At 54.1% G+C, this 12,359-nt stretch carries 7 protein-coding genes and 1 pseudogene; all 8 read right to left on the reverse strand.

Annotated features, from left to right (window positions below; translation table 11 throughout):
* Positions 1–658: 658 nt before the first annotated feature.
* The 8 genes and pseudogenes from AC2IAX_RS17305 to ctaD all read right to left on the reverse strand — a co-directional run bounded on the left by AC2IAX_RS17305 (position 659) and on the right by ctaD (position 12,301).
* The gene (locus AC2IAX_RS17305; protein ID WP_494388552.1) at positions 659–1,081 is read right to left on the reverse strand and encodes a hypothetical protein; all 423 of its coding nucleotides are present in this window, start codon (positions 1,079–1,081) and stop codon (positions 659–661) included.
* An 878-nt stretch (positions 1,082–1,959) separates the two neighbouring features.
* Entirely contained in the window at positions 1,960–3,330 is a 1,371-nt protein-coding gene (locus AC2IAX_RS17310) for a DUF4912 domain-containing protein (protein ID WP_494388553.1), read from the reverse strand.
* Between the two features lie 262 nt (positions 3,331–3,592).
* Positions 3,593–4,603, reverse strand: coding sequence for a sensor histidine kinase (locus AC2IAX_RS17315; RefSeq protein WP_494390431.1), 1,011 nt, complete (start codon positions 4,601–4,603; stop codon positions 3,593–3,595).
* A pseudogene (locus tag AC2IAX_RS17320) lies at positions 4,598–5,884 on the reverse strand (PDC sensor domain-containing protein); the annotation flags it as partial. The pseudogene AC2IAX_RS17320 and the gene AC2IAX_RS17315, both read right to left, overlap by 6 nt.
* A 603-nt stretch (positions 5,885–6,487) precedes the next feature.
* Positions 6,488–7,498 carry an NAD-dependent epimerase/dehydratase family protein gene (locus AC2IAX_RS17325; protein WP_494388554.1) on the reverse strand — a complete coding sequence of 337 codons (1,011 nt, stop codon included), beginning with the start codon at positions 7,496–7,498 and terminating at the stop codon, positions 6,488–6,490.
* A 136-nt stretch (positions 7,499–7,634) separates the two neighbouring features.
* Positions 7,635–9,407 (reverse strand): cation:proton antiporter, encoded by a 1,773-nt coding sequence (locus tag AC2IAX_RS17330; protein ID WP_494388555.1) that lies wholly within the window; start codon positions 9,405–9,407, stop codon positions 7,635–7,637.
* Between the two features lie 253 nt (positions 9,408–9,660).
* The gene (locus AC2IAX_RS17335) at positions 9,661–10,275 is read right to left on the reverse strand and encodes a cytochrome c oxidase subunit 3 (RefSeq protein ID WP_494388556.1); all 615 of its coding nucleotides are present in this window, start codon (positions 10,273–10,275) and stop codon (positions 9,661–9,663) included.
* A 349-nt stretch (positions 10,276–10,624) separates the two neighbouring features.
* Positions 10,625–12,301 (reverse strand): cytochrome c oxidase subunit I, encoded by a 1,677-nt coding sequence (gene ctaD / locus AC2IAX_RS17340; protein ID WP_494388557.1) that lies wholly within the window; start codon positions 12,299–12,301, stop codon positions 10,625–10,627.
* Positions 12,302–12,359: the final 58 nt, after the last annotated feature.

The following is a 12,359-nucleotide window of genomic DNA, read 5'->3' on the forward strand; positions in this document are numbered from 1 at the left end:
GACACCTTTCGGCTAGACCTAGGCTGAAAGCCAGCCTGCTGAACCCCGTCCTCATCCAAAATTGTCCAAAAGCGTCCAATTCTGTCCCAGTCTTGCTGAGTTTCTCTAAGCTTCTTTGAGCTTAATGACCTGAGGTTGCTCGTCTGGGTTTTGGCTCAACGGCTGGACAGTTGAGCGCGCGATCGGGAGCGATCGCCCACTGATTCAGTTCAGTTCAACACAGCTTTCCTGAATTAGATCAACTCAGATTTTCATTATCTCCTAATCAAAAATCTGACCAAAAAGGCGTACGCTCGTGCGCTTTTTTTGTGTCTTCCAACATTACTTTAGAATTGCGCTAGCAGGCTGAAGCTCTCACCCCGAAAGCATCAAGCAGCGGTTTCCGATCCCTAGAATCCGGCAACCACAGGATTAAGCTAGGGCAAATTGCCAGAAGACATTGCTAGGGCAAATAACTAGGGGAAATAACTAGGGGAAATAACTAAGAGAAATTTGCCCCAAACCCTAGGGCCCGTCGTCATTTCCTGAGTGCCAGCTAAAACAAACTGAAACGGCTGATTTTCCTTGCCCCAACTGTCGTAACAAGGGGCTTAAGCCCCTTGCTGCCCAACGATCGGCTCACGGCGGAATCAGGGTTTTCGGCGAAACGACGACACCCCTAACCTTCTCGGCGCAGGTTGCGATATTGATAAAACACAAACGCATCAAATAAAACGCAAACAAAGCTACAGGCCAACCCAATGATCAACGTGCCTTGAATGGGGGAGCCATTACCAAAAACAGTTAAAAATAAAATGATGTGTTGCAATGTTGTGGCCGCAATCATATTCAAAACCGGCACGTAAACCCAAACCCCGATCGCCAGCAGCAAAATTCCCAAACCCGCCACGGGAATCAGAAAACCCAAGCTGGCGGCCAAAATTAAGGACTGTAATAGATCGATCAGCATTGTGTTTACGGAACTCAGGCGATCGCGCACCATTTGGCTATCAATGACCAATCCGGGACAGCGCCCCGATCGCCCCCCGATCGCCCCCAAAACCTGTGCAATTTGTTGATACATGTCCACCCATCCTTGCATCGCCCCAATCCTCCCAGCTAAAACTTTCCCTGAGGCGATCGCTCCATAGTCTCAGCATTCACCCTGAAGCCGCATCACTGGTCTTGGCAAACTGTCCAATCCAATACCAACTCCATTCAGCGATTGAAATCGGAGTTATTTGGCTGTTTATTTCCTGACGATTGAGTCATGGCCGTGGGGCCGATCGCGTTTGTTGATGTTGATCCAGTTGAGGTTGAGCCATCGGAGCGCGGGCCAGTGTTCTCCTGGGGTTGGGGCAGAATTTTCAGTCCGGTCTAAAAATGCACCCGATCGGGCAGTGTAATGATGAGGGTGATTGCCTCGCTAGCTCTGCCCCGTTGCTCTGCCCATCAATATACTTCCAGAATACGAATTGATTTTAGGGCTTTCCGTTCAAACACTGGTTTTGTCAAAAATCTTCAATATCAGACCTAATTAGACTCAAAAGAATGACAAATTATCAAATAATGATGTGAAAATACGATAAAAAATTATTACGCTTTTCCTGCTTCTGCATCATAGTTGACAATTGCCTTGTTTCTGTTTGCCTTGATTTGTTTCTAATCGTGTTTTGAGTCACGATTTTTGAGTCGCGACCATTGATCAATGACGATTAATGAATGACTTTGTATGAATCATTCGGTGAGTTTTTGTAGATTCTTTATGGATTTTTGAATTTTTGTGAATAACTAATTTGATAAACATCAGAAATCGCCCAGACCTGCAACGAGGTCATGGGCGATCCGAGGAACTAGAACAAGTTAATGAACGCGAGCAAGAACTCCAGCACCAAGTAACAACTGTTTAGAAACTGGTTGAATCAAGGAATGCAAACCAGCTCAAAACGGACATGAGATTGGCGCAAGATTAGCTTGCCCTTAAGACAGCCACTCCAACTTGGCTTCTTCCTTGCTGTTGGTGTTGCGGGCGGGCGTTTGGCGCTCGAACTTCATGTGAACCGATCGGGTCTGTTCGCCATCGGCCGCCACCGCCATGATCGGGTAGTCGATCATGCCGTCCTGGAAGGACATCTGGAAGCGGAACGTCCCATCGGGATTCAGTTTGATCGGTTGTCCGCCGATCGTCACCGTGGCATCGGGTTCCGTGGCTCCGTAAACAATCAGTTCCGCATCGGCCACCAGCCAGAATTGACGCGGGCGGATCGGTGGCATCGAGGCCCCAAACCCAATCCCAGACATCATCATGCCTACACCGGACATGCCCATGCCCGAGGCTGACAGGGCCCCCGGCAGACCCGGCGCACCCACCGCACCAGCCCACATGCCCACGCCAGAAGGGAAGACGTAGGAACTGATGGCTTGCTCGCCCAGGTGTTGGATCGAGCCAGCGGGAACGGAACCGGGCACATGCTGCATGGAACCAAAGAGGGAACCGGCCACGCGCATGGCTTCGACTCCAGCGGCCATCCCAAACACCTGTTGGTAAATGGCGTTTTCGGCAGCTTGGGCAGCTTTTTGGGCGGGCGGAATCAGGGTGGCGACGGTGGTGCCGCGCAGATCCTGTTCCCAATCAACGGTTACAAATACGTCTTCGATCCAGTCGGAGGGATACACGGGCGGAATCCGAACCGGGGCCGATCGCGCCAGCACCAGCCACCGGCCATCGCCGCAACGGTAACCAATTTCGATCGCGTAGTCCCGATCGCTGATTGGAATGGGCAAGTACCATTCCCGAGCCAATTCATCGCAGGGGAACTCTTGAACCGTGTGGGCCCGTTGGACACTCAAGTCCAAATCGGTCACGTCATAAACCCGTAACGCAAGCTGAAGACCACCCTGGGCCCGCAACTCCGCTTTGTGCTCGTTGGGAATGTCCCAGTAGGTGTAGGCCCATTGGGGATCGCGAGGCAACAGAAGAATCCGACTTTCGCCATAGCCACCGGGCAGGTCGGGCAATCCTTCATCAACACCGGAGAGCGTTTCCGGATCCAAAATCAGCTCTTCGGAGAGGTCGGCGAGGTTGTTCGGTTGTCCGAGGTCGAATTTTGCAGCTTCCACAGCTTCTTGGGCCTCAATGGTACGAACGGGAATAACTTGGGCGATGGCTGGCGGGGCGGTGGGTGGCGTAGGGCTGGATGCCGGCAGACCAGCCGATTTGGTCTGAATGGAGGCCAAAAGCTGATCTTTCCGCATTCGGCTATAGCGCGAGATACCTAACTCGCTGGCAACACGGCGCAGTTGGCGCAGTGTCATTTCCTCTAGGGGTGGACGTTCTTTGGGCGCGCTCATCAACTCGAAAGCTCCTCAGCGAATAGGGCAGGCCATCAAAGGGCGATCGCACGTCAATAGCAGCAATGGTGCCTTGGGCACGGTTTGGGATGGGCGATCCCAATCTCAGCTCTTGATGGCCGTTATCCTACTGAACTCGATCCCCACCCGTCGAGGGCGATCAAGTCGAATATCAAGATTTCATGACATATTGATCCGGATGAACAAAACCCACTTCAGAAAATGTCAGGCTTTCTTGACTTCTCCGAATTGAAAAGGGGCCCTACGCGATCGGGTCAGTGGCTGGCCGCCCCACCGGTAACCGCAGCCGAAATGTGGTTCCTTTCCCCAATGTCGATTCACAGTTGATTTGGCCCCCGTGGCGATCGACCACGATTTGATAGGCGATCGCTAGCCCTAGGCCGGTTCCCTTGCCCACCGGCTTGGTGGTGAAGAAGGGATCAAATAACCGATGGCGAATGGTTTCGGAAATGCCGATGCCATTGTCTTGAATGACCAATTCCGCTTGGGGGCCCTGGTCGGTTTTCAGGGCCACCGTTTGCAGGGTGATGGTGGGTGTCCATTGGGCAGTTTCTCCTGAGCTTTGTTGAGCTATCTGCTGCTGCCAGGCCTGATCGAGGGCCTCGATCGCGTTGCTGAGGAGATTGATGAATACCTGGTTGAGCTGACCGGGATAGCACCAAACGGGTTGCAGGTCGCCGTATTGCTTAACAACCCGAATTTCTGGGCGATCGCTATACCGCTTTAGGCGATGGGACAACATCAGCAATGTGCTGTCGAGGCCATCATGCAAGCTCACGGGTTTGAGATCTACTTGATCTAAACGTGAAAAGTTACGCAGGCCCTGCACAATTTCCTGAATCCGCCGCGTGCCTTCCTCCATGGATTGGATCAGATTCGGCAAGTCATCCAGCACAAAGGTTAATTCCTCTGTGTCGATGGTGGCACCGGCTGCCGGGTCGATCGCCCCTGACCCGTTCCCAGATTGCGTGAGTCCCAACAGGGTGAAACAATCCGTGAGTTCTTCAATGTATTGCCGCAACACCCCTAAGTTGCCATGGATAAATGCAACGGGATTATTGATTTCGTGGGCAATGCCCGCCACCATTTGCCCCAAGCTGGACATTTTTTCAGTCTGAATCAATTGAGCCTGGGCACTTTTGAGATTCTCAAGGGCCTGGGCTAAATCGGCTGTCCTTGTGGTCACCCGACTTTCTAGGGTTTGATTGGCGGATTCCAAAGCAATCAGGGAATGGCGGAGGTGGTCGGCCATGCGGTTAAAGGCCTGGGCCAGCTCATCCAATTCGCGAATATCAAAGGTTTCCGCTCGATGGTTAAGCTGACCGGCCGCCAACTGGCCGGCTGCTCCGGCTAGGGACTGCACGGGCCGCCCCAAACGCCGCGCCATCACCAGGCCCAGAAACACAGCCAGGACGATCACCAAACCGCAGAGCAGGGTTGTGACGCGGCGATTTGCCTCAATTTGTCCCATGAAGGCCGATCGAGGCACGGTGGCCACAATCACCCAATCGAGGCCATCGGGATCTCGCCAAGGGGAAGTCCAGAGGAGATAGGTTTGGTGATCGACCTGGAAGGTTTCTGATAGGGGACTAACCACGGCCCCCAAACCGCCTTTTTGATTCAAATGATCGAAGGCGGCGACCAATCGCAGATCATTACTGGTGCGGGCCGTGATGCGCTCTAGGGTTGATCCCTGTTCGGAGGTTTTGAGCACAAACAGGGGTTGCTCGTTGCTGCTGGCAACCAAGTTGCCGTTCCGCTCCAGAATGGTGATGGTTAATTCTGGGTGAACGTTCAACTCCTTGAGCATGGCGCTGATGCGGGCCAGCAACAGGTCAACCCCGATCGCCCCGATCGGTTGGCCATTGCGATCGCGAAAGGGAACGGCATAGTTAATCGACACAAACTCTGGGGTGCTATCCCAGGCGTAAATGGCACTCCAACTGGGACGGTTGCGCCGAATGGCCGCCTGATACCAGGGTTCTTTGCGGTGGTCATAGGAATACACCCCCAGCCGTTGCTGGCGACGACCCAGCCGATCAGCCCGATATTCCTCATAGCGCCAGCCCAAGGCGGCCGATCGCTCCCCCACAATCAGCCCATCCCGCCCCACACCGGAACCTGCAAACTCCCCCGTGGCTAAACCAAAGTTGATGTAGCTGGCATCGAAGGCCTGGCGTAATTGCCAGCTATATTGCCCCACCTGTTGCAAATTCTGGGGGGACACCAACCCAGAATTGAGGGCCATCAGAAACAGGCGGGTGGCCCGCTTGGGTTGCTCAAAGTATTGGGCTAGGCCACCGCGAATTCGTTCCCGCAGTTGTAGGTGCAGGCGATCGGACAGCTCTTGCACCGATCGCTCGCCAGCCCACAGGGATAGGGCCCCGGCCACCACCACCGCCGCACAGGAAAGGCTCACAAACGGAAACGTTAACACCCAAGCCAGCGATCGCCGCTTGACCCGGGCAGAAATATCGGGAGGGCGAGGAGGAGACTCCATGGGATTGATGGTTGTGGGGATTTTCGCAATCATTGGCTCAGAGTTGGGTCTAGACGGCGATGCTTCCCCGGCAGCAGCGGCTGAGTGGGCAATTTTTTAATTGCTTGAAACGCCTAACGCCAAGCGATCCAAGGCATGGCGTTAGGCCCCGCTGCCCCGTGGGCAGTGCGGGGAATTGAACTCACACCCCCGATCGACGGAGATCAGACGGGTGGGTGAATTCTCTTCGTTATGATTGCCAAAATTACTGATCAATTCAGCGATCGCCCTCCCCTCTGGCCGTGATTCCTTGGTTTTGCAGGGGCGATCGGCTCAAGGTCTTTGGGTGACTGCTTTCTAGCCCCCGCGTGACTGATCCAGATCCCCAAGGCGATCCAGATCACTGGTGAATCTGGTCAAGGGCCAACATCATGATCGCTAACAGGGGCCCATCAACCGACCAGTCTAGAGGCAAGGCCAACCGACAAGGCCATCACCCAACATCGGAAACTAACTCGATCAAAACTTGGGCGAGCATCACTTTGTTGCTCGATTTCGGATTTTTGGGACACAGAGATTTCAGCACTGAAGGTTAATCAACGGCACAGTCTGATCAATTCCTGACCGTCGATTGGGCCCAGCCGCCCGCCCAAGCTCTTACAACCAGCGAGCTTGGTTCGCGCGCCACTGTGCCAAAAGCTGCTGTTCCCGTTCCGGCGAAAGGCCTGCTTTCAAATCCGCTTGGCGCGATCGATCCCAAGACCACAGATCCCGCACCGTGCCCGCCAGAGGACGACATTTCAGGCCGGCCGCCGCCGCCCGGCGAGTGTCCATGCTGGTGAAGCCGCGCATGGGAGCCTCTCTGCTGGGAATCCAAAGGGGCAGCTCTGTCCAGGGCGCAACCCCCGCCTCTAGCAAAAAGTCCTCATGCACCCAATCGATCAGCGCATCGCTGCGGGTGACCCGAGCACATTCATCCAACACCTTGTCGAGGGTGAGGGATTTTTCGGCAGTGCCAACGTTGTAAACCCCCGATCGCTGGGTTTCGCAGGTTTTGATCAGCCAAGCAGCCAAATCACGGGCATCGATCAGTTGCACCCACTGTTCCGGCGGTGATGGGGCTAACAGGTCACCACCCTGGGCCAGGCGACGCACCCAGTAAGTGAAGCGATCGGTGGGGTCATGGGGCCCCACGATCAAGCTGGGGCGAGCAATCAGCAACCGATCGCCAAAGGATTCGCCCAACAGTTGCTCGCAACCCGCTTTCAGGGCCCCGTAGTCATCGCCGGTTTCGATCGAGGCTTGGTCATCCAAGAGGGGCGATCGCAGGGGATCGTTTTCCGTGATCCCCGGTAACCCAAAATCTTCGTAAACGGAAATGCTGGATAGGTAAACGTAGTGACCTACAGCATTCTGGAGCCGGGCGGCCGTGTAGCGAGCGGCTCGGGGCACGATCGCGCTGGTATCGATCGCGCTGTCCCAGGTGCGATCGCTCAGGGCGGCCAGGTCATCCGTGAGTCGATCGCCCACCAGCCGCTCCACCGCTGGGAAGGGTTCCGGGTTGCGCCGCCCCCGCGTCAGGATGGTGACCTCATGGCCGCGAGCCACGGCCGCATCCACCAGATGCCGCCCCAGAAAGGTTGTTCCGCCCAAGATCAAAATTCGCATAGCCGTTGATTGTACTAGACCAACGGCCTGCGTCGCCTGTGGAGGGTCATTAACAGCTTACGGGGCGATCGAGCCGACTGATCCCGGGCAATGCCGGGCCGTGGCTCTCAACAGTGCTCCAAGCCCCAATAGCCTGCTAAGCGGCCATTTCCTGGGGTTCCGGTTCGGCCTGCGGCTCAATGGCTAAGGCTAGGGCGGGGGGATGGATGCCGTAGCAGTCTTGGCGAATCGTCCCCGTCAGTTGGCGCACATCGTCGCCGTCTTCACCCAAGGTGAGCAACAGATGAGAAGTCAGTTCCAAAGCCGCTTCAAACTCCGGTTGCACCACTTCCTTGGCTCCCAAGTTGGTCAGCCGCTCAATTTCCGCACCATCGCGGGCCCGGGCGATCGCATCCAAATCCGGGGCAATCTTCAAGGCATGTTGCAACACCAAGCGGGTACTGGCGGGATCGGGTAACGCAATCGCCAGGGCCTTGGCGCGATCGATCCTGGCTTTTTCTAACACCAACTCCGAATCCGCATCCCCAAATAGGTAAGGAATTTTGGCTTCCCGCAGTTTGTTAATAACGGCTTCGCTGTTGTCAATCACCAAAACGGGATAGCCTTGATCGCGCAAAATTTTGACAATGGTTTGACCAATCCGCCCATAGCCCGCTACCACCACTTGCCCAGCCAATTCATCGGGCATGGAGGTTAATTTTGGCTCCCCAAGACCCGAAAAATACTTATTAACCCAAGACCAACGCCCTGCCACTTCCACAATCCAAGGCGCAGTGGCCAAAGATAGCGGGGTCAGCATCAGGGCGATCGCAGTGGTTCCTAATAACAGCAAATACAGCTTTTTATCAATTAAGCCCATGGCCAAGCCTTGGGCAGCCAAAATGAAGGAAAATTCTCCAATTTGGTTAATGCCAAATCCGGCAAAAACTGCTGTTTTAAAGGAATAGCCAAACCGCAAAACCACTGGAGTGACGATCGCCGCTTTGCCGATCATCACCAGCACCACCAATCCCAAAATGGGAAAAATTTCTTCGATCAATAGGTGGGGATCAATTAACATCCCGATCGAAGCAAAAAAGAGGCTGGCGAAGGTGTCCCGCAACGGCAAAATTTTCGAGAGGGCTTGATCGGCTTGGTCGAGTTCGGCAATCGTCACACCCGCCACAAAGGCTCCCATTTCGATCGACAGCCCCAGTTCCGCCGTCACGAAGGCCACACCCAAGCACCAGGCGATCGTGGTCAGCAGAAAAATTTCATTACTTTCCGTGGCTGCCACTGCGCTCATTAAGCGTGGCACAACCCATTTACCTGCCAGGATGGCCGCCCCCAAAAAAGCCGAGGCCTTCAGCAGGGCGATCGCCAACGCCTGCCCTAAGTCTTCCGGTTGGGTCAAGGCAGGCAGCACCGCCAACATCAACCCCAAAGCGATGTCCTGAGCAATCAGAATCGCCAGCATCACTTGACCGTGGGGGGTGTTGGTTTCGCCCCGATCGCTCAAGGTTTTCAGCACCACCGCCGTGGACGACAGGGCCAACACCACCCCCAAAAACACCCCCTCGGGCAAATCCTTCGCCCAGCCGGTGAGGGTGGTGGCCGCCGCCACGATCGCGGTGGTTAAGCCCAGTTGCAGCAGGCTACCCTCGATCGCAATTTTGCGAACGCGCCCCAATTCTGAGAGAGAAAATTCCATCCCCAACGCAAACAGCAGAAACGCCACCCCAATTTCCGCAAGGGCTTCCGTTTGGGCTGCATCGCTGAGTAATTGCAAGCCGAAGGGACCAATAATGAGACCCGTCACCAAATAGCCCAAAATAACCGGTTGTCGGAGCTTATTGGCGATATATCCGCCAATAGCGGAGGTTCCAAGGACGGTTGCAAAGTCAAGAACAATGCCGTGTTCAATAGCCATCCTGAGCGCGATCCCGGGCTGATTGCGTAAGGTACTGCTCTTACATTAACGGAATTTACGAAAAATGTAAGATTCCTTAACGAAACGGTGAAGTGCTTCAGGCATCACCCATTCAGCACAGAGGGCGATCGGGGATCTCCTCCCGATCGCCCTCCTCTGGGTCGCCAATTTGGAACGGACTTGGGGGCAAAGGTTAACCAACGCTTTAACCAACGTTCACCCGATCGCCCTCATGTTCTTGCGGCCGGTGCAGCTACAGCAAATACAACAGCGCAAACAACACAATCCACACCACATCCACAAAATGCCAGTAGAGTTCGGCCGCCTCGATCCCAAACTTACTTTGGTTGCTGTAGTGCCCCTCACGGCGCGATCGCCACAACACCGCCAAAATCAAAAACAGCCCAAAGCAAACGTGCAGTCCATGGAAGCCCGTTAGCACATAAAAGGTGCTCGCAAACAGATTGGTGGTCAGGCTAAATTCCAAGTGGAAATATTCATAAAGCTGACCCACCAAAAAGATGACCCCCATGGCGGCTGTGATCCCAAACCATAGGCGCATTCCCTTCACATCATTGGCCCGAATGGCATCATCGCCCTTATGGATCACAAAGCTACTGGAAATCAGGATGAGGGTGTTAATTCCTGGCAGCAATAGCTCCAGTTTTGGTGTGCCTTCCGGGGGCCAACTGGGCGCAACCGATCGAAAGGTTAGATAGGCCGCAAACAGGCCCAAAAAGATCATCGCCTCCGCCACTAAAAACAGAGCAATGCCGAACAGCCGCAAATCGGGATGATGTTCCTCACTGCCATGACTAGTGCTTTCGAGGGCGATCGGCTGTTGAGAATCAACTGCGGAACCTTGCATAGAAACCCAAAAGAAAAGAAGGACAATGGAACAGCTATTTTGAAATCCAGTCTGCGCAGATTTTTAGGGTTGAGACTTCCAACAATCGGTAGTACCGGGGCGTGATCATGTTTGGCCAAGGATCCCTAACTGAACAGGGTCTGCATGCATTGCATGATCACGACAACTGCCTCATCACCCTATTAGCACGGCAAGCTGATTTCGATCGGTTAATTCATCGGTTAATTCAATGGCCTGTTGCTGTGACTCGATCATTAAGCAACAAGGGCTTAAGCCCCTTGTCATCACGACCAACTCCGCAACGTTGACCCCATGAATTACGGCTGCCGCGCTATGAGAATCCAAATTCCTAGCGTGTTGAACCACTCAAAATATCGGAAGCCTTCAGTTGCGAAATTGGCTTGCGGCTTGCACCCCGTTTCGTCACCCCGTAATCATAGGGACCCGTTTTCAAAACCGGCTGACCCACAAAATTATGCTCAGGCGGCGGCGAAGAAACCGTCCACTCCAATGTCAAAGCATTCCAAGGATTAGCCGATGCCTTTTCGCCAGCCACCCAGGAATAAATCGCATTCACCAGGAACGGAATGGTAGACACAGCCAAAATATAGGAACCGATGCTGCAAATTGCATTCACCGTTGAAAATTGGGGATCATATTCCGCCACCCGTCGGGGCATTCCCATCAAGCCCAAGTAATGCATGGGCAAAAAGCAAAGATTGAAACCCACCAGGGTCAGAACAAAATGCACTTTTCCCCAGGGTTCATTTAACATTCGCCCGGTCATTTTGGGGAACCAGTGGTAAAGCGCCGCATAGAGACCAAACACACTGCCGCCAAACAACACGTAGTGCAGGTGGGCAACGATGAAATAGGTGTCGTGAACGTGAATGTCAAAGGGCACGGAGGCAATCATCACACCGCTGAGACCGCCCACCACAAACATCGACACAAACCCAATAGCAAACAACATGGCGGAATTAAGCCGCAATTTGCCACCCCAAATGGTGGCCACCCAACCAAACACTTTGATTCCGGTGGGCACGGCGATGATCATGGTGGCAATCATGAAAAACATCCGCAACCATGCCGGTGTGCCACTGGTGAACATGTGGTGTGCCCAAACAATCAAGCCCAACAAACTAATGGCAATGCTGGAATAGGCGATCGCCTTGTAACCAAAAATCGGTTTGCGGGCATGGACAGGCAAAATTTCGGAAATGGCTCCAAACAGCGGCAGGATCATGATGTAAACCGCTGGGTGGGAATAGAACCAAAACATGTGCTGATAGACGATCGGGTCGCCGCCCCCAGTGGGGTTAAAAAAGGCCGTTCCCGCCATCAAATCGAAGGACAACAGCACCAATGCGCCAGCCAGCACCGGGGTGGACATCAAAATCAAAATGGAAGCGGCCAACATGGCCCAACAAAACAGCGGCATGTCATTTAAAGTCATGCCGGGGATGCGCATTTTGAGGATGGTGGCTGCAAAGTTAATCCCGCCCAAAATGGAGGAGGTTCCTAACAGCAAAATGCTGAGAATCCAAATCAATTCCCCCCACTGGCCACTCACCAGGCTGAGGGGAGGATAGGAAGTCCAACCGGCGGCGGCGGCTCCGGTGGGCACAAAAAAGCTGGCAATCAGCAGCAGCCCGGCCGGCGGAATCATCCAAAAGGCGATCGCGTTGAGCCGAGGAAAGGCCATATCCTTGGCCCCAATCATTAGGGGAATGAGATAGTTGCCAAAGCCTGCTCCGGCCGGCACAATCCACAAAAAAATCATCACCGTTGCGTGGATGGTGAAGAGTTGGTTGTAGAGTTCGCGGCTCACGAAATCTACTTCCGGAGTGGCCAGCTCCACGCGCACGGCGGTGGCCAAGGCTCCGCCAATCAAGAAGAAGAAAAAGCTGGTGACGAGGTATTGAATGCCGATCACTTTGTGATCGACGCTGAAGCTAAAAAACCGTTGCCAGGGTTCGGGATCGGGTTCGATCGCACCGGGCGTTCTGAGTTCTGCTGGAGCCATAGCAACGACAAGAGACAACAAGAAACAACAAAAATCGAACAGTTGGATGTCAATTCAG

It is taken from the genome of Limnothrix sp. HT2024 (assembly GCF_059138625.1).